Genomic DNA, 18,482 nt, shown 5'->3' with positions numbered 1-18,482 from the left:
GGAATGAAAATCGAAAAAAGGATTTTGAAAATCAACAAAGTTTTTGAAAGAGTCTAATCTGACCATATTGCATTCATAAAGTAATATTGATTTTAACTTGTTAAATTGTTCTCTAATCAAAAAGATACTTTATATAAGTGGGGTGATAAAGTAATGGGTGAGAATTAGGGGCTTATTTGATATATAAATTGAATATGGTTAATATTCAATTCAACTCCTAAAAAAATTTCAAGGAGGTGGACTGTAAATGTCTTCCGAACAAACCAGAAACAGGGATCTGTTTTTGAAGTTCTGCTTTATATATTTTCTAAATCATATTTTGATTGTGCTTGGCATTGATGAGGAAATTGTTGATGTGTTGCCTGGTGAGGAAATAAACTTCAAACTATTGTCCAAACAGAAAGTTTTCAACAGTTTTTTGGATTTCAGGGTTTTGACGAAATCAGGTAAGATTCTGATTTTCGAATTCAAAAAGCATAGCCTTCGTAGGGATGACATGAAACAAGCATTTGATTATTATTTAGACGAATTTACTAATACGGACAAGGTTGTTGAACTTATATTCATCGTACTATCTGCTAAAGGACGCATTAAGGAATACAGCGAGGCGCAACTTAAATTTTTCCCTGAAATAGTCAAGACTAAGAAAATCAAGAAACAAAAAGATTTAAAAACAATAAGGGAGAAATTTAATCGTGAAAAAATGCTGACAATTACTGAATGCTCGCTTTTGATAGCATTGCCTTTGTTTGACATTGGCGTTAGTGAGGCAGTAATTGTTGAAGAAATCTGCAATTACATTAAATACAAGAAAAACTGCATTCCAGAGGACAAGATCGATGAAATAACCATTGCAATGTATTTGAATATTTTGGAATACATTGATGATGACAAGCAAGATAAATTACTGGAGATGATTGACATGGCAGAAAAAGTTAAAGGATTAATTCAAAGCATTAAGGATGAATCCAAAGCCGAAGGTTTGGCTGAAGGTAATGTTGAAGGTATGAAAAAAATTATTACTCGTATTCTAGATATTCATTCCATTGAAGAGACAGCTGAAATCCTTAGAATGGATGAGAGTGAAATACTTCACATCATCAACATGTAGATTAATATTTTTTTAATCTACTTTTTCAAAAAATATCTACTTTTCGCACCAAATAAACCATTGAATCGATTAATTAGCTTTTAGCATCAGATCGTTTTTGAATAATTAATGTTACTTGCAATATTAAGGAGCAGATTATGACGGAAAGTATGGGTTTAATTGAAAGAATTAAAGCTGAAGGTTTTGAAGAGGGTTTTGAAGAGGGTTTTGATGAGGGTTTTGATGAGGGTTTTGATGAAGGTATGAAAATCATGTTGAATCATATTTTAGATTTTCATTCTCTTGAAGAAACTACTGAAATCTTGGGAGTGGATGAGAGCGAAATACGTCACATTTTAGAAAAGTAGATTTGAATTCCGATTTCACTTAAAATTTATATATGACATTTTATAAAAGTGAAGTACATGGAATTACAAGATTTGATATTTATTATAATTGCTATATTAATAGCAGTAGTGTTATTGAAAATATTCATGTGGCTGTTGCCTGTAATTGTAGTATTGCTTATAGCATTTTTCATTTACATGTTTTTAAAAGAAAGATATTATTAACTTTCTTTCAAATCATGGTATGCTGAAGTTGCAGCAACTGCACCTTCACCGCATGCTACAACCCACTGCTTAAGCCCAACGCACACATCACCGATTGCATACACATAGTCAACATTGGTTTTCTGGTTATTATCTATGAGGATATGTCCTGATTCGTTAAGATCCACACCCAATTGGGTTGCAAGTTCTGTGTGGGGAACATATCCGACACTTATGAACACGCCGTTTGTCGGAACTTCTTTTAATTCTCCTGTTTTTGTATCCTTTAAAACAACGGATTCCACTAGCATTTCTCCGGTGATTTTCTCAACGGTTGCATTCATTATTGTAGGGATGCTTTCCTTTTCAACCATGTCCTGCAGGTGCTTTTGGGCCCTAAACTCGTCTCTTCTGTGAACTATTGTAACATTGGCACCAAGATTTTTAAGATATAATGCTTCTTGAAGGGCTGTGTTTCCTCCACCGACCATGATGATGTCACGTCCCGCAAAGAAAAATCCGTCACATGTTGCACAATAACTGACTCCCCTTCCCATGAATTCATCTTCCCCTTTGACGTCCAGATGCCTGTGTGAGCTTCCTGTTGCTAAAATAATTGTTTTTGATTGGTATGTGCCTTTGTTTGTTGTAACAGTAAATCTGTATTCCTCATCGCTTTTTGTAATTTCGTTTACCTCTTCCATTTCGTGCAAATCGCAGTTTTTTATTGCCTGTGCTTTCATCTTTTCAACCAGTTCAAGACCTGAAATGCTGTCAAAACCTGGATAGTTTTCCATTTCAGGAACTTCACGGCCAATTCCTCCTGCAAGGTCTCTGTCGATGATTAAGTTTTTGGTTCCTTGGCGCCCTGCATATATTCCGGCTGTTAGTCCGCCAGGTCCTGCTCCGATAATAATGATGTCATACTGTTCCATTCAAATCCCTCAATTCTTTTTTAGTTAGGATAATTTTTTGTTTCTTTTTGCATATATACATCACTTTAACATGGAAGCAGTTTTTTATTTTTTTTTGAGTCGGTAAAATTTCAAGAATTCCTTTTTTAGAATTTAATTTATGGAACTTTTGTTAATCTTTTTATAAAGTAATGGTTTACCTTGATATTATTATTAAAAAGAGAGATAATAGGTGTTTAAGTGACTAGTTTAAACACCATGTTTTTTGAGGAAAATTATTTTTGGCAGATTTTTTTAATTTTCCTAAAACGACTTGTATCAAATTAGCAAATTGTGAGAAATCTAATTTAACACGAATTCCAATTTTGGAGAGTTATGTATGTTTGACCAATAATGTGAGTGTGTTTTAGGTTAACCTAAATTTCAACTCCATGTTATACTTAGTCGATGTTAGTATATAAAGGTTTCTATTTTTTTAGGCATACCTAAATTATTTTTACTTTTTAGTTCAGAGCATTATTCCTACAAATTTAATTTCTTGAAAAAATAGGTGTTTTCTTCACCAAAGCCTCGTGAACCCCATTCATACCAGTACTGGACAGTGTCATAGCTGACATTTGCCATTTTTGCAGCTTTATCAAGTGAATTTGTTTTTCTATATGCTTCAATAACGTCATCCATCTGCTTTTTAAGTTTTTGAGCTTTCAAATCCTTAAAGTAATTGTCGATTTCAGTTATTTTATTATAAAAATAAGAATATGTTTCATTGAAGTTGTTTTTACCCCATTCAAACCATTGTTCGACAGTATTTGGATTGATTTTTGAGTCGATGGCAGCCTGTTTTAGATCTTGGGTATTTCTGTAATTTTCTAAAACTTCATTCATCTGGGCTAAAATTTCATTGTTTCTTTTTATTTTGTCCTCTTCAAGCTTAATCTGTCTTTCCAATTCCTGCTTTTTCCGGTTCAATTTAAACAGTTCATCATTCAGTATTGAGCATTCATTCCATTGCGCATTTATCTTGAATTTGAAGTTGTTTTCTTTTCTGATGCAGTTTTGAACAGAATCAGAATCATTTTTCGCGGCAAATCTTGTTTTGTCCTGTTTGACTTGAGCCAATTCTTCTTTTAATGGTTTGATATTATTTTCCGCTTCAGTTTTAGCTGTTTCGATTCGATTTTCCAATTCATGAATGGAATTATTTAAATCGTCCAAATCTTGCTTCAATTCATCCATTAAATCATCCTGGAATGGTTATAAAAAAAAGAGTTTTTTGGAAACTCCTATGAGTTTCCCTAAATTAATTTTTGAATTTCTTCACGCACGATTTTGTTAACCATACCGCCATCGGCCTTTCCTTTGAGTTGCTTCATGCACATTCCCATTAAAGGACCCATGGCACCCATCTGACGTTCTTTAACCATTGCTTCGTTGTCTGCGACAATTCCTGCAATGATGTTTTTGACGTCGTCTTCACTGAGCATGGTCAGGTTGCTTTTCTCGGCAATTTCCGCAATTTCAACTTCAGGAGTCTTGATGGTTTCAACTGCAAGCTTACGGATGCTGTCCTTTGCAATCTTGCCTTCAGCAAGTAATGTGAAAATGCCTTTGAAATGGTCAAGTGTCAGCACATTGACGTCAAGGCCCTCCCTTTTGATTTCACGTAAATCGTATGCGAGAAGTGAAGCAACAGGTGTTGCATCCACATTAACGTCAGCCAAAATTGCTTCAAACATGTCTGCCTCTTGCCTTTTGACCAGTTGTGATGCCAAATCCTCACTTAACTTGTATTCATCAATGATTCTGGCCTGTTTGACATCAGGCAATTCAGGCAAATTATTTGCTATAGGTTCGACTCTGTCGGATGTGATTTTGAATAGTGGAATATCTGTTTCAAGATACATCCTGTTTGCGGTTGGAAGTGGTCTCATGTATTCGGTGTTTCCGTCATCAAGTGCTTTTCTTGTCTCTTCAACAACACCTTCAAGACCTAAGTTAGCTCTTCTTTTAACTTCTTCCAAGGCGGATACTGCAATGTCTTCATCGTGTGCTACAATGATGAATGCATCATCTTCGCCAATGTTTAAGAATTCACTTATTTTGTCAACTTCATCTTGGGTTATACCGTATGCCGGAAGCTCGTCTGAGTGGAAAATTCCAGCGACTCCACGTTTTTTGGCATAGCTTGCAATTTCAGTACCGAACCTTCTTCCAGGCTGCACTTCACGGCCAATCTGTCCGTCGAATCCTTTCAAGACTACTGATTTGATTGTCTCGGCAGATTTCAGGATTTTGGATTCTGTATCTTTGAGCAGTTCATCCAAATCATGAATCTCTTCCAGGACTTCAGCGTTTCTTTCGTTTAATTGTTTTTTAATATCTATTAATTCAAGCTGTCTTGTGACTTCACGGTTTACGATTTCAGCCATCAAATCCAAGTCCTGAACACCTTTGATTTCCACACGCGCACCTTCTGCAATGGAAATGTTCAAGTCCTGTCTGATTGTACCGAGACCTCTTTTAACGTTAGTACTCCTTAAAATCTGACCAAGCATATATGCAACTTCTCTTACTTGATCTGGATGGTGCATTGAAGGGTCTGTTGTAATCTCGGCTAAAGGTATACCTAACCTGTCCAGCCTGAATTCGGTGAATCCGTCTTTGGTTTCAACTCTTCTTGCGGCATCCTCTTCAAGACCTAAACTTTCAATGATAACTTTTCCATAAGGAGTGTCCAGATATCCGTCGGTTGCAACCATACCTGTTCTCTGGAATCCTCCGGTGTTACTTCCGTCAATAACCTGTTTTCTCATGGTATGGAATTCATCAACGATATGCATGTTCATCAGGCATGCGATTGTAATACATATGTCAAGAGCTTCCTCATTTAGACTGTGAGGAGGTTCGTCATCGTTTTCAACAAGGCAGGTGTGCTTTTCGAAGTTTTCATATTTGAAATTCAGTCCTCTCAATGACTCTTGAAGAGCTGCTCTGTCGATTTCTCCAAGCTCTGATTGTGTAGGCCTTAATTTCCTTTGAATCAGTTCATCAAAATCATCATCAACAAGTTCTGTTTTACATGGGCAGAATAACTTATGCTCACTGTTCAATTGTTGGTGAATTTCAAGTCCCATTTTTAATCCTAATTTTTCGTAATCCATCTTAACAGCCCCTTAATTCAAGAAATCCTTGATTGATGATTTCTCTGCAAATTCACCTGCAATGTTTTCATGCATAATTTCTTTTACTTTGTTATAATCGTCACTTTGGCCCAATGCCCAGCATAATTTTACGTATGCGGTTTCGGGAGTCATGTCAATACCGGATATTACTCCTGCATCAATGATGTTACGTCCTGTGGAGTAAACATTCATGTTGACTCTTCCATAAAGGCATTGTGATGTCATGACTATTGGGATGTTTTCATCTCTTGCCCTTTTGAATGAATCAATCAGGTCATTTGGAACATGTCCAAGTCCGGTTCCTTCAATGACAAGTCCCTTATATCCTTTGTCAATGTGATATTCAACAAACTCTTTTGAAATTCCCGGAAAACTCTTGATGAATCCAACTTTCTCTTCAATAGCAGTGTTAAGTTCTAATTCGTTTTCACCACGTTTGGTGTAGTGGTAATTTGGATTAATGTTAACTTTTTTATTTTGGATTTTAGCTATCGGTTGCGCATTGATGCTTCTGAAAGTGTCCCTGCGGCTTGTATGCATCTTTCTTACCTTTGTTCCTTTGTGAAGGTAAGTGTATTCATCATTCAGGCTACCGTGCATACAGACGCAAACCTCTGCAATGTCTGATTTGGCTGCAACCACAGAATCGATCAGGTTAATGTTGGCATCGCTTGAAGGTCTATCTGAACTTCTCTGAGCTCCTGTAACAATGATTGGAACAGGTGTTTTAAGCATGAAGCTCAATGCCGCTGAAGTGTAGTGCATTGTATCTGTACCATGTGCTATCACAACACCGTCAGCTCCATCGCTGATGTCTGATGCGATTTCTTCAGCTGCTTTTACCCAGTATTCTGGCTTCATGTCTTCACTTAAGATATTGTACAATGCCTTAACATTGTAGTTTGCATAATCCAACAGTTCCGGATTTGCCTTTACAAGGTCTGATGCGGTAAATTTAGGATGCACAGCTCCGGTTCTGTAATCAATCACGGAAGATACTGTACCTCCGGTAGAGACAATTGAAATGTTCTGTTTGGATGAGTCATGAGGGATTTCAGTTTCATCATAACCTATTTTTGGCTTGTCTCCCTTTTCAATCAGTTCAGCTGTGGTGCCATCAATGGCCACGCCGATATTGTAACCGCTTGACAATTTTATGACCAGATATCCGTCATCGGCATCTTCCGGCCTGTCAAGTAGAATGCCAGTATAGGAGATGTCTTCCTTGTTTACTTTGACGGTATCTCCTATACTTAAATTGTAATCTTTGATATATTTTCTGGAAATTTCTTTATAAGTCATTAAATCACACTTAAGAGTTGTTTTTTAACCATTCAGCTCCAGCTTTTAGAACTTCTATGTTGACATCAATAACTTTTGGTTTGGATGCAAACATTTCACGAATAGCATTTTCATATGATTCACGTTTTAAAACATCGCCCAATTCAGTCAATGCTCCTAAAAGTGCAGTGTTTGCAGTTCTTGCGTTTCCATGTTCCTCTGCAATATCTACACAAGGCATTGCAATGACTTTAACGTCCCTGTCGGTTTCGAATTCTCCGATTTTTGCATCGTAAAGAATTACTCCTCCTTCTTTTACATCCTGTGAGAACTGTTCTAATGAAGGTTTGTTTAAAGCAATGAGAATGTCAATGTCATCAACAACAGGAGTTCCTATTGTCTCATTGGATATAACAACTGAACAGTTGGATTTTCCCCCTCTCTGTTCAGGTCCGTAACTAGGATACCATGATACATGTTTTCCTTCAGCACAGGCGGCTTGGGCTATTGTAAGTCCTGCACTTAAAACTCCCTGACCTCCAAATCCTGAAACCTTGATGCTTACAGGTTCAATATCTTCATCAACGTAACCTGAACCTTCAGTTCTATTAACATTAAATATTTTATCCAATGATTCTGTTGAGAAGTCACTTGCAGGTCTTACGACAGGTTCTTTGGTATATAAATTATTTCTGAAGTTTTTAACAGGGAATTCTTTTTCCATCTGTTCTTCAATGAATTTCTGTGCACTTACAACATCCTGTTTTAAGTTGGTTGGACAAGGTGACAGGACTTCAACGAATGAGTATCCTTTTCCTTCTTTCTGAACAGTCAATGCCTGTTTGATTGCAAACTTGGCAAGTCTGATTTTCAAAGGATTTGCTAAAGAAACCCTTTCAATGTATACCGGTGCTTTTAAAGTATTAATCAATTCACACATGTGTGTAGGGTGTCCTGCATAGTCAGGATCTCTTCCGGTTTGGCAGGTTACTGTCTTTTCTCCAATCAATGTTGTTGGAGCCATCTGTCCACCAGTCATTCCGTAAACTGTGTTGTTAACGAAAAATACTGCAATCTTTTCTCCTCTGTTTGCAGCCTGCAGGGTTTCATTCAAACCGATTGAAGCTAAATCTCCATCGCCCTGATAACTCATTACTATTGCATTGTCTTCAGCTCTTGAAATACCTGTAGCTACTGCAGGCGCTCTTCCGTGTGCAGTCTGGAAGTTTCCGCAGTTGAAGTAGAAATATGCATATACTGAGCATCCTACAGGAGAAATCATAACGCATCTTTCCTGTATTCCAAGTTCATCCATACATTCAGCAATCAATTTGTGTAATATTCCATGTCCACAACCTGCACAATAATGGGTTGATTGAATATTTGTTCCTTTTCTAGGATATTCTTCTAAAAGGGATTGTGGATTTCTACGTACTTTCAATTCATAATCTTTATTAATCTCTTCACTCATCTTTCCACATCCTCTAGTCGATTATATTTGGGCTGGCCTTCTCCTCACTTCTTTTGGATAGGTCTATGTCTTCATCTTCAATGCCCGCAATTTCATAAATTTTAGCAAGAATCTGTTTCAGTTCGATTAGGTTTCCTCCCATCCTATTGACAAGGTGAGTCCCTTCTTTTCTAAGCGCTGCAAACTGAATATCTGCCAGTAATTGGCCGTTACTCATTTCAACTGAGATAAACTCAACTTCTTTATCTGCCAATTCTTTTACTTTATCAACTGGGAACGGGGATAATGTGATTGGTCTTAAAAGTCCAACTTTTAGTCCTTTTTCACGGCTTTTGTCAACAGCGGATCTTGCAATTCTTGAGCTGATACCATATGAAACCAAAACAATATCTGCATCTTCAACTTGATATTCTTCAAAAATAACTTCTTCAGCATCGATTTTAGCATACTTTTCCTGAAGCTTATAGTTGAAGTCTTCTAATTCATTGAAATCGTTATAAATGGAAGTGATTAGGTTTTCCATGGTTTCCTTATTTCCTTTCACTGCCCAAGGCTTGTCATCTTTAGGTTCAATCGCTTTTTCCGGAAACACCAATGGCTCTGCCATCTGGCCTAAAGTACCGTCAGCCAAAACTACAACTGGATTTCTCCATTTGTCAGCAAGCTCAAATGCCTTCATGGTCAAATCACACATTTCCTGAACGCTGTTAGGGGCAAGAACTATGTTCTTATAGTTTCCATGACCTCCACCTTTAACGACCTGATTGTAATCTCCCTGTTCAGGTCCGATGTTACCAAGTCCAGGTCCTGCTCTCATGATGTCTACGATAACTGCAGGCAACTCAGCACCTGCAAGAAAAGTAAATCCTTCCTGCATTAAACTAATACCTGGTCCTGATGAGGATGTCATTACTCTGTGGCCGGTACCTGATGCACCGTATACCATATTGATTGATGCCTCTTCACTTTCAGCCTGTACAAAGTTTCTTCCAACCATCGGGAAGTATTTTGATGCTTCATGTAAGATTTCACTTGCCGGAGTAATTGGATATCCAAAGAAGCAGTCGCATCCTGCATACATTGCACCAATGACAACTGCAGTATTTCCTTTAACCATCTGATTACTCATTTAGCTTCCCCCTTTATTAGCCACTTTGGCTTTAATCATTTTTGCAACTGAGTCATTTACAATCTTTTTATACTGATGCACTTCCAGTGCCAATGGTTCCGGACAGGTAAAGTAGCAATCTTTACAGCCGGTACAGCCATTTCCACTATAAACTGCAAACTGATATCCTGCGTTGTTCATGTCTTGTGAAAGTAATATTGCATTTTGAGGACATCCAACTATACATCTCATGCATCCTTTGCAAAGTTCTTCATTAATAACTGGATAAGATATCTCTTCTGTCATTTATATCATCTAATTAAGTTTTTTAGCATCATTTTCTCTGATTTCAACTCTCCTTGTCTTACCGCTTATGGTTTCAGGAAGTTCATCTGTGTATTCCACCATTCTAGGGTATTTATAAGGAGCTGTAACATTTTTAACATGATTTTGAATGTCTTTGGTAAGTGCTTCTGACGGTTCAAAGCCCTGCTGAAGGACAATTGTCGCTTTTACAATCTGGCCTCTTACCTCATCGGGATATGCTGTAATCGCACAGTTAGCTACCGCTTCGTGAGAAAGCACTGCACTTTCCACTTCATAAGGGCCGATACGGTAACCTGAAGATTTGATAATGTCATCGTTTCTTCCTACGAAGTGTATGTAGCCGTCTTCATCCTTCCATGCGGTGTCACCGCAGTGGTAATATCCGTCGTGGATTTGCTGTTTGTATTTTACCTCATCGTTTACGTAATCCTTGAATAATCCCGGATTTGGTCCGTCTTCCAATTTAAAGCAGAGTTCTCCCTCGTCCCCGATTTCAACTTTCTCATGGTTTTCATCGAGAAGCTGCAAATCAAACAGCGGTGAAGGTTTACCGATTGAACCGACTTTGGCATCAAGCCATATGAATGTACCTATTGAAAGTACGGTTTCGGTCTGTCCGAAGCCTTCTTTGATTCTGAGGCCTGAAATATCATAGAATCTGTTTGAAACTTCCGGAGGTAAAGGTTCACCTGCAGTGGTCACATAAGTCATGTTTGAAAAGTCATAACCTGCAATGTTTTCCTTTATCAGGAATCTGTAAACTGTAGGTGGAGCGCAGAAAGTATTGACTTTGTTTTCGATTACTTTTTCAAGCAGCTTTATTCCGTTGAATCTGTCATAGTCATAAATGAATATTCCGGTTCCGGAAATCCACTGGCCGTATATATTTCCCCATACGGCTTTTCCCCAACCGGTATCCGCTGCACTGTGGTGTATTCCATCTTCCACAACATTATGCCAATATTTTGCAGTTGGAATGTGCCCTAAGGCATAGGTATGTTTGTGTGAAACCATTTTAGGAAGTCCGCTTGTTCCGGATGTGAAATAGATTAGGAATATCTCTTCTGCATAAGTTTTTTCCTCACCGGTAGGTCTTTCAAATTCAGGGCTTTCTTTTTTGATGGCTTCGTTAAAGTTAATCCATCCTTCTCTTTCAGTTTTAATAACTAATTTTGGTATGTCAAGGCCCAGTTCCTCTTGAGCTTTTTCATAATCAGGTAAAAGTGAATCTTCTTCTATGGATACGACCATTTTAACATTAGCTTCCTTTAATCTGAAGTCGATATCGTGAAGTTTTAACATGTGGGTTCCGGGAATTGCGATTGCACCTATTTTATGCAGTGCAACCATACAGAACCACCATTCATATCTGTTTTTTAAGGTAAGCATTACACAGTCGCCTTTTTTAATTCCTAAACTTTTGAATAAGTTGGCGGCTCTGTTTGAATACTCTTTCATGTCCTTGAATGTGAAGGTATAGTGTTCATCATGGTCATTGGTCCAGATTAAAGCTATTTTATCCGGATCGATTTCTGCATATCTGTCAACCACATCAAATCCGAAGTTAAAGTCATCTTCGTATTTTAGTTTAAAATTATTGAAAAAATCTTCATATGAGTTAAAATCAACTCTTTCTACAAAATCTCCTATAAGTGATGTCATTTAATTATCTCCATAAAGATTATATGATTACTGCTAAAAATTTAGCCGGTTTATCGTTAAGCGCTACCATCGCATGGTCATGTGTTGAATCGAAGAATATGCAATCTCCTTCGTTCAGTATGATTTCATTATTGTGTATATAAATTTTTAAGGAACCTTCCAGGACATAGTTAAATTCCTGTCCGGGGTGTGAATTCAGTGAAGGCACGGGATTCTTTTCAGGGTCCACAACTACAAGGAAGGTTTCAGCTTTTTTATGAATGAAGTTGGAACATAGGTTTTCATGTGTATATTCTTTTCTTCTGTCTACTGAAACGCCTTTGTTTGCACGGGTTATATCAAAAATGTTCATCCTGGACTCTTCACCAGTTAATAATAATCCTAAATCAACTTTAAAAATGTGTGCAAGTTCGTACAAAAAGCTTGCCGGAATGTCTACTTCAGCGTTTTCATATTGGATGTAAGTTTCTTGTGTAATGTTCAATTGTTCTGCAATTTCTTTAATAGTAATGTCTGATAGTTCTCTCAATTCTCTAATTCTGTTTCCAATATCTTTGTTGTATTCATTCATTTTCATACACCTTGTATTTTAAACTGATTTTTTTATTATAATATATATATTATAACATAGTCTAATTTTGAATTTAAAATTATATAAACCTTATTAAAAATCGTGATAATTCGTTATAAATTCTTCACTGAAAAAATTTTTAATTTATATTTCACTTGAATTTTATTCATTTAAAAAGAGATTTTTTGGTAATGGTGATAAGAGTATCTTCGCAGTCGGGCTGATTTTTTAGCTAAAAATTCATGCAAGGCCGTTTGCGATTATTTCCTGTGTGATGAAAGTGACATTATCCACATAGTACACTGTTTGAGGTTTACTGGTCAGTTCATGATTTTCAATCACTTTTCCGGTAAAGATATCATAGATGTATACGTCGGTGATGCCGGGGTCTTGGGGAATCTTTTGAGCATCAAGGCCGTCCATAATGACGATTTGGTCTGCGGATGAGAAAACCTCTTTTTCTCCTAGCGATTCCATCCATTTAACGGTATCATTATTGTATCCCTCATAATAGGGTCGGGTTTTGACGTCATTTATAAATGAGCTTAATTTGCAATGCCCTGAAGATGTGTTAAAATATAGTGTTTCACCGGAGTTATCGAGTTCTTGGGGATTACTGCCGGAATATGCAACAATCAGTACCAATAATGCCGCCAGAGCTATTGCAACTGCAATAATCCATTTTTTGTTCATGTTATTATATTGTGTCACATAATATATTGCTTTTTACATTTTGTGAAAGTATTGCTGTTAAAAATTGAAAAGTTTTATATACTACGAATAATTAATTCTAATTTAATTAAATTTAGGAGATTATAAAATGACTTCAAATGAAATTGGTACTAACATAATTTTCAAAAAGCAGCTGGGTCTGAATTATGAAATCGACCAGAAATATGTTGGTTTAAAGATGAAAGAAAATAACATTTTATCTTTTAATTTTAGAGTTCCCGGAGCTTTAATTAACGAGGTTGAATCTTATTTCAAAAGGTTTAAATTAGGCGAACCAATTTTGGTTGATATAGGTGGAACTGGTGATATTCGCTGTGATTTCAAAGGTGTATCTCCTGTTCTTAAAAATAAAGATGAATTGGATCAATATTTCATATCTGCCACTCTACAGGAAGATAAAAAATATGATCCGATTGAAGAAGAAAAATGTGAAACCTGCAGTGGATGCGGATTCCACTAAATTCTTTTTTAATTTTTAACTGAATCTCTTTTTCAAAGCACCTGTTTCTTCGATAATATATTTAATCAGTAACAGTGTTACAATCAGCACGATAATTGTTGTCAGTATCAGCCATGGAAATTGCCCTGCAATCGCATCAATTGGGGTTATTTCAAGTACTGTTGCAGTTATATTGTTTATGCAGTGCACGCTCATCGGAACCAGAATATTGTCTGTTTTTAAATATAGTATGCACATGCATAATCCGAATAAAAATGCACTTGTCATTCCGCCGAAATCATGGCCAACAGCAAAGATAAATGATGAGATAATCATTGCCGGAACAATACCGGTTCTTATTTTTAATCTGTTAAAAAGGATTCCTCTGAAAACCAGTTCTTCAAGAAGAGGAGCAAATACTATTGATCCAACAGCACTTAAAAGAAAAGCGCCTGCATTGATATCCACTGAATCAATATCGAATATGCTAATCCAATTGGGGTCAGTAAATCCTATAAACAGGTCAAGCCATCCGATAAAACAGGTAAATATAAATGCAAAAATGATATTGAGTGCAAAAACGTATAGGATTTCATTTCTTGTTTTTGGCAAGAATATATTCTCAAAATTCCTTCCCAAACCTGTTGTGCCTTTAAGAGCCCAGACAAAAAAGAGCAGCACCAAAAAGAGAAGTGTAATGAAAAACAAATCACCATTCTCATCAAGTATAGGGAAAAATACCATTAATATTCCCGCAACTATTGCGGAAATGATTATGCCTGCTGCAAGTTCTCTTATTTTTATTGTCCTGAGGCGAACATTAAAATCAGTTGTGCTTCTGTCCATTTTTTAATTCCTATAATATTGTTTTAAACCAGTTGATTGTTTCCTGAAGTTTAATTTCAAAATCTGATGAATCAACTTTATAGTTGATATTTTCCATATTCGCCACATCTGCAAGGGAATGTTTAATATCTCCCTGTCTTGGAGGCAGGTATTTTGGCTCAACGTCAATGTCAAGTGTTGTTTTTACAATATCATATAGCTGGTTGATGCTTATTTTTTCACCGGACGCCACATTGACGATTCCGTTAAAATCAGATTGTGCAGCTTTGATGTTGGCGTTGACAATGTCTTTAACATAAACAAAATCCCTTGTCTGCTCGCCGTCTCCATAGATAATAGGCTCTTTACCTTCAAGAAGTGCACTTATGAAATTAGGTATGGCCGCAGCGTACTGGGAATTTTTATCCTGTTTAGGTCCGAAAACGTTAAAATACCTTAATGAAGTATAATTCAGGCCATAACTGTCATAAAATGATTTTAAATATAATTCACATCCTGCCTTTGAAGCGGCATATGGAGATTTCGGCATAGGCTGTTCAGTTTCCTTTAAAGGCATGTTTTCATTTGACCCGTAAACTGCAGATGAAGAGGAAAATACGATTTTTTCAACATCATTTTCAACAGCGGATGTTAAAAGTCTAACGGTGGCATTTAGGTTTATGTCATTGCATTCAACAGGTTTGTCGATACTTAATGGAACACTTGCCATTGCTGCAAGGTGAAAAATATAATCAATATCCGATGTCAGGTCATCCAAATCTGCATTGCGAATGTCCTCCTTCACGATTTTTAAATTGCCATGTTGGGGGTTTTTAAGGTTGTTAATGTTACCTGTAGATAAGTTATCAAGAATTACGAGCTCATTGTCTTCCAATAACTCATCTGCAATATGTGAACCAATAAATCCAAGCCCACCGGTTATTAAAATATTTTTATTCTTCATTAAGCCACCATTAAGTAATTTTAATTATCATAAGCTATTAATAATTATTTTTAAGTAACAACATTTATATATTTTTATATAATATAATTATTATTTAAGAGGAGTCTTAATAATATGTTTGATTTGATGTATAATGCCATATTTTTTGCATCATATGGCAATATTTTTGGGCTAAGCAACATAACAATTGGTCTGTTTGATATTATATTAGCTTACATTGTTACTATTATTGTTTCAATTGTTGTTGCTCTTGTTTTAAAAATCCCATTATTGCCTGGCAAACCATATCGGTATTCTTTTGATGTTAGTGCAATATATCCGACTCCGATAATAGCTATTGGTATTTTTTCTATTTTTTTAGTGTTGAATTACACTTTTATGTATAATGGACTTGTATTGGCTGTTGTCATTGGAATTTTATCTGCATTATTTGTGAAATATTTGTTTGATTTCATATTTCCAAAACCTCTAGATGGCGATAAGGGGGAGGATATTTGATGAATGAAGTAATTGGAATTATAATTGCTGCAATTCTCTGTTGGTTGAATTTTGTAATTGTAGATACATATTTCGGACTTCCCGAACAGCCTGGTGTTAGAGGAGCCAGGATAATTGGTGAAAATGTCGAAAAAAGAGGGGGAGATATTGCTGGTGGATTCTTCCAAGGAAACATTGTTTGTTCTCCTGATGCATCTGCCGGTACTTTAATAGCTTCTATTGGATACTTGCTTTTAGGAATTCCTGGAGGAATAATCGCTGCATTTTTTGTGTTCATCGGAAACAGACTATGTGCCGATCCAGGTTATGCTGGAACTGTCGGAAGCTTAACTGCTACTATAATAATTTTTATCTGTTCATTTATCGGTTTTACTCCGGAAATGTTCATTGTAGGAATGGTCATTGCAATCTTAACCGTTCAGGGAATCGACCATAAAAGAGCTTCAATCATTTTAGGCAAAATAGCGGATAAATTCAATAGGCATGCTTGAGAGTGATAATATGTATGTTGAAATAATTGGAGTTATAGTCATATTTGTTGCATTAAGAGCATTGATAACTCGAAACAAAGCTGAAAGGTTATTGTATTTAAATGTTATTGGTTTTGGAGTTTCAGCTATTATAGCTTTGGTAATCAATACTCCATTTGCTCTTGTAGTTGCAGCAGCATTCTTTATCTGCTCTACAATCAGTGCGAATGCAATTGCCTATACCTTGGAAAAGCTTGATGACGAAATACTGTTGGAGTGATGAATTATGGAGTTTTTCGTATCTATTGTTGCAATAGCTTTGATGGTAATTGGGGCATTCGGTATCATATTTCTTAAAAAACCTTTAGATAAGGTTATCATGTTTACAATTCTCGATGCAGGATTCGTATTGGTTGTTGTTTTATTTAAATATTTGGATGTGGCCATGTTTGCGGCTTTAGCAGATCCATTGTCCACTTTAGTGTTTATTTTGGCTATTGTAAAAATTAATGAAATCAGGAAAAAGAAGCTAGAAAGTGGTGAGATACATGATTAGTGTACCATTATTTTTCTATTTCGGTATATTTCTGGCCATTGTTGGAAGTATTGCAACCGCTTGGGGTCCTGGAGTAAATGACCCGATTGTTAGGACATTCAACACAGAAGTTGCATCAATAGGTGTTTGTCTGGTGTTATTGTGTTATAACCATGTCTTGGCGTTATTGACATTGCTTGCAACAACAGTTGTCATTACATTAATTTTATTCAGAGCGATCATTCGTTTAGAAGAGATGGGGGCAGATGTATGAGGATTGGAGATTTATGGAATAAACTTGCAGAACCAAAAAACGTTCCTCGTCTGTTTGCCTTTTGTTTAGGAGTGCTTTTAATCATAGGATTGATTGTCCCGATGGCTTTAAATCCGGACCAGTTATATCCAAGACCAGCTCCACAGGAACAGGTTGATGCAGGTCTGGCAATTGCGCCTTATGATAGGGGAGGAGAAGTTTTAGTTTCTCCAGGTGAGATTAGCCCACAATACCCTGAAAATGCAGCCAGTTTGGGAATGATTACTGGATATATGTCTCCGTTGGCTCAGTGGGTATCGTCTATATCTCCGTACTTTGGAACATCAATTTATTCATCTCCTGGAGGACTTATAGATGAGATACTGTACTATACAAGGGGTTTCGATACAATATTGGAATCCAGCATATTGATGATGGCGTTCATCATTGCTTCATGGCTATCTATTAATTACACAATGAATAGAAAAAACGATGAAAGTGAAATCAAAAAAGACCTTAACAAGGCAATTAATGACTCCGAAAGGATAGCAAATGAAGTTAGAGCCAGTGATGTTAAAGCAAGATCCAAACAGTTAAGGAGGGATAATTGATGTCTGTTTTAGCACAGTATGTTCCTCAAGCTTTTATTAGTATGTATTTGCCTGCAATCTATGCTGGTTTAATCGTAGGATTCATTGCAACAATGGCAATTGCATTGAAAAGAGAGGAAATACATATTCTTATCTTGACTGATTTGGTAGGACTTGCCATGATATTTGTAGTTTCTGCTGTTGGAACTGACCTTGCAGAAGCATTGATTTTACCTGGTTTGGTAGTGGAGCTTGCAGAAACATTGGCAATTTCTGAAATATTGATTACAAGAGAAATGCGTATTATAGAACAAGACCCAAGAAGAAATCTTTCCAAGTCTTCGTCACTGTTCCCACAACCTTTTGCATTGAATATGGAAATTTTAAATACTGCTCCAAATTTCATTGCGTTAGTGTTAATCGGATATGGAATTTTCCTGACAGGATTTACAGGTGGTGCAGTAGCAGGTGGTGGAATAGTATTGTATGCATTATCTAAAAAGGCAAGGGGACTTCCGGTGTTAATGTTGGATGGCATCGCAGGAGTTTCCGGAATATCATGGTGTTTATGGATTATAGGTTTCCTCCTATTCTTTGTAGCACCTCAATATTGGTTATTAAGTTTATTCTTGGCAGCATGTGGATTACTATTAAAAGTAGCTTCAAAAGTCGGTCTTATTGGACTGCTTATGAGAGAGGACATTGATAAGGAGTAGGTGATGAGTATGGATTTCGTTACACTTGGAGGAAATGTACTAGGAACAATTCCACTTGGAGACATAGTATTGTACATCACACCATTCAATCTGTTCCTTTTTGCGGTGTTACTTGGATTTACTTTGCTTATTGCATTAAGTAAGCCTGAAACACAAATCGAGGCTACAATGCATAAGTTGGGAAATACTGAAGTTACAGTCGGTCCGAAGGAATTGAAGCAGAGAAGATTCTTATCAATAATCTGCGGTATAGCATCCTTGGTATGGGAACCCACTTCATGGGATTCGACGACGATTTCTCCG

22 protein-coding genes and 1 pseudogene are annotated in these 18,482 nt (G+C 36.6%); 11 read left to right on the top strand and 12 right to left on the bottom strand.

Annotation, left to right across the window (positions count from 1 at the left end; all coding sequences use genetic code 11):
• Positions 1 to 247: 247 nt before the first annotated feature.
• Together Q0W26_RS07835 and Q0W26_RS07830 are read left to right on the top strand one after the other, a co-directional pair.
• On the top strand, positions 248 to 1,111 hold the full coding sequence (locus Q0W26_RS07835) for a hypothetical protein (protein WP_298523727.1): 864 nt from the start codon (positions 248 to 250) through the stop codon (positions 1,109 to 1,111).
• A gap of 137 nt (positions 1,112 to 1,248) precedes the next feature.
• A complete protein-coding gene (locus tag Q0W26_RS07830) occupies positions 1,249 to 1,458 on the top strand; it encodes a Yae1 family protein (protein WP_298523726.1) in 210 nt (69 codons plus the stop codon).
• A 200-nt stretch (positions 1,459 to 1,658) separates the two neighbouring features.
• Here Q0W26_RS07830 and trxB read toward each other — a convergent pair whose 3' ends face one another.
• The 10 genes from trxB to Q0W26_RS07780 all read right to left on the bottom strand — a co-directional run bounded on the left by trxB (position 1,659) and on the right by Q0W26_RS07780 (position 12,850).
• Positions 1,659 to 2,576 (bottom strand): thioredoxin-disulfide reductase, encoded by a 918-nt coding sequence (trxB, locus tag Q0W26_RS07825; RefSeq protein ID WP_298523725.1) that lies wholly within the window; start codon positions 2,574 to 2,576, stop codon positions 1,659 to 1,661.
• 501 nt (positions 2,577 to 3,077) lie between these two features.
• Positions 3,078 to 3,791: a hypothetical protein gene (locus Q0W26_RS07820; RefSeq protein WP_298523724.1), complete on the bottom strand. Its 714-nt coding sequence runs from the start codon at positions 3,789 to 3,791 to the stop codon at positions 3,078 to 3,080.
• A gap of 59 nt (positions 3,792 to 3,850) precedes the next feature.
• A complete protein-coding gene (gatE, locus tag Q0W26_RS07815; protein WP_298523723.1) occupies positions 3,851 to 5,716 on the bottom strand; it encodes a Glu-tRNA(Gln) amidotransferase subunit GatE in 1,866 nt (621 codons plus the stop codon).
• A 12-nt stretch (positions 5,717 to 5,728) separates the two neighbouring features.
• Positions 5,729 to 7,039: a Glu-tRNA(Gln) amidotransferase subunit GatD gene (gatD, locus tag Q0W26_RS07810; protein WP_298523722.1), complete on the bottom strand. Its 1,311-nt coding sequence runs from the start codon at positions 7,037 to 7,039 to the stop codon at positions 5,729 to 5,731.
• A gap of 10 nt (positions 7,040 to 7,049) precedes the next feature.
• Positions 7,050 to 8,489, bottom strand: a complete 1,440-nt coding sequence (locus tag Q0W26_RS07805; protein ID WP_298523721.1) for a 2-oxoacid:acceptor oxidoreductase family protein — start codon at positions 8,487 to 8,489, stop codon at positions 7,050 to 7,052.
• Positions 8,490 to 8,502: 13 nt separating this feature from the next.
• Positions 8,503 to 9,618 carry a 3-methyl-2-oxobutanoate dehydrogenase subunit VorB gene (locus Q0W26_RS07800; protein ID WP_298523720.1) on the bottom strand — a complete coding sequence of 372 codons (1,116 nt, stop codon included), beginning with the start codon at positions 9,616 to 9,618 and terminating at the stop codon, positions 8,503 to 8,505.
• A complete protein-coding gene (locus Q0W26_RS07795) occupies positions 9,619 to 9,903 on the bottom strand; it encodes a 4Fe-4S dicluster domain-containing protein (protein ID WP_298523719.1) in 285 nt (94 codons plus the stop codon).
• A 9-nt stretch (positions 9,904 to 9,912) separates the two neighbouring features.
• Positions 9,913 to 11,586, bottom strand: coding sequence for an AMP-binding protein (locus tag Q0W26_RS07790; protein ID WP_298523718.1), 1,674 nt, complete (start codon positions 11,584 to 11,586; stop codon positions 9,913 to 9,915).
• A gap of 19 nt (positions 11,587 to 11,605) precedes the next feature.
• Positions 11,606 to 12,157, bottom strand: a complete 552-nt coding sequence (locus tag Q0W26_RS07785) for a helix-turn-helix domain-containing protein (protein WP_298523717.1) — start codon at positions 12,155 to 12,157, stop codon at positions 11,606 to 11,608.
• 240 nt (positions 12,158 to 12,397) lie between these two features.
• The gene (locus Q0W26_RS07780) at positions 12,398 to 12,850 is read right to left on the bottom strand and encodes a hypothetical protein (RefSeq protein WP_298523716.1); all 453 of its coding nucleotides are present in this window, start codon (positions 12,848 to 12,850) and stop codon (positions 12,398 to 12,400) included.
• Positions 12,851 to 12,977: 127 nt separating this feature from the next.
• On the opposite strand from Q0W26_RS07780, the gene Q0W26_RS07775 reads away from it, so the two are divergent.
• Positions 12,978 to 13,349 (top strand): hypothetical protein, encoded by a 372-nt coding sequence (locus tag Q0W26_RS07775; RefSeq protein WP_298523715.1) that lies wholly within the window; start codon positions 12,978 to 12,980, stop codon positions 13,347 to 13,349.
• A 15-nt stretch (positions 13,350 to 13,364) separates the two neighbouring features.
• Here the strand turns inward: Q0W26_RS07775 and Q0W26_RS07770 are convergent, their stop codons facing one another.
• On the bottom strand, positions 13,365 to 14,174 hold the full coding sequence (locus Q0W26_RS07770; protein WP_298523714.1) for a CPBP family intramembrane glutamic endopeptidase: 810 nt from the start codon (positions 14,172 to 14,174) through the stop codon (positions 13,365 to 13,367).
• Between the two features lie 10 nt (positions 14,175 to 14,184).
• Positions 14,185 to 15,117 carry an NAD-dependent epimerase/dehydratase family protein gene (locus Q0W26_RS07765; RefSeq protein WP_298523713.1) on the bottom strand — a complete coding sequence of 311 codons (933 nt, stop codon included), beginning with the start codon at positions 15,115 to 15,117 and terminating at the stop codon, positions 14,185 to 14,187.
• 114 nt (positions 15,118 to 15,231) lie between these two features.
• On the opposite strand from Q0W26_RS07765, the gene ehaA reads away from it, so the two are divergent.
• The 8 genes and pseudogenes from ehaA to Q0W26_RS07725 form a co-directional block, all read left to right on the top strand.
• Complete coding sequence (gene ehaA / locus Q0W26_RS07760; protein ID WP_298523712.1) at positions 15,232 to 15,615, top strand: energy-converting NiFe hydrogenase A subunit EhaA; 384 nt, start codon at positions 15,232 to 15,234, stop codon at positions 15,613 to 15,615.
• Entirely contained in the window at positions 15,615 to 16,106 is a 492-nt protein-coding gene (locus tag Q0W26_RS07755) for a hypothetical protein (protein ID WP_298523711.1), read from the top strand. The genes ehaA and Q0W26_RS07755 overlap by 1 nt, the downstream gene beginning before the upstream one ends.
• Positions 16,107 to 16,116: 10 nt before the next feature.
• Complete coding sequence (locus Q0W26_RS07750; protein WP_298523710.1) at positions 16,117 to 16,365, top strand: DUF2109 domain-containing protein; 249 nt, start codon at positions 16,117 to 16,119, stop codon at positions 16,363 to 16,365.
• Positions 16,366 to 16,371: 6 nt separating this feature from the next.
• Positions 16,372 to 16,641: an EhaD family protein gene (locus Q0W26_RS07745; protein WP_298523709.1), complete on the top strand. Its 270-nt coding sequence runs from the start codon at positions 16,372 to 16,374 to the stop codon at positions 16,639 to 16,641.
• On the top strand, positions 16,634 to 16,894 hold the full coding sequence (locus tag Q0W26_RS07740; protein ID WP_296882901.1) for a DUF2107 family protein: 261 nt from the start codon (positions 16,634 to 16,636) through the stop codon (positions 16,892 to 16,894). The genes Q0W26_RS07745 and Q0W26_RS07740 overlap by 8 nt, the downstream gene beginning before the upstream one ends.
• On the top strand, positions 16,891 to 17,484 hold the full coding sequence (locus Q0W26_RS07735) for an EhaF family protein (RefSeq protein ID WP_298523708.1): 594 nt from the start codon (positions 16,891 to 16,893) through the stop codon (positions 17,482 to 17,484). The genes Q0W26_RS07740 and Q0W26_RS07735 overlap by 4 nt, the downstream gene beginning before the upstream one ends.
• The gene (locus tag Q0W26_RS07730; protein ID WP_298523707.1) at positions 17,484 to 18,179 is read left to right on the top strand and encodes an EhaG family protein; all 696 of its coding nucleotides are present in this window, start codon (positions 17,484 to 17,486) and stop codon (positions 18,177 to 18,179) included. The genes Q0W26_RS07735 and Q0W26_RS07730 overlap by 1 nt, the downstream gene beginning before the upstream one ends.
• Before the next feature lie 9 nt (positions 18,180 to 18,188).
• Positions 18,189 to 18,482: pseudogene (locus Q0W26_RS07725) on the top strand (hypothetical protein); the annotation flags it as partial.

Origin of the sequence: uncultured Methanobrevibacter sp., assembly GCF_947169325.1 — an archaeon.
In the GTDB taxonomy this organism is placed as follows: domain Archaea; phylum Methanobacteriota; class Methanobacteria; order Methanobacteriales; family Methanobacteriaceae; genus Methanocatella.
This window is presented reverse-complemented; position numbering and strand designations above follow the sequence as displayed.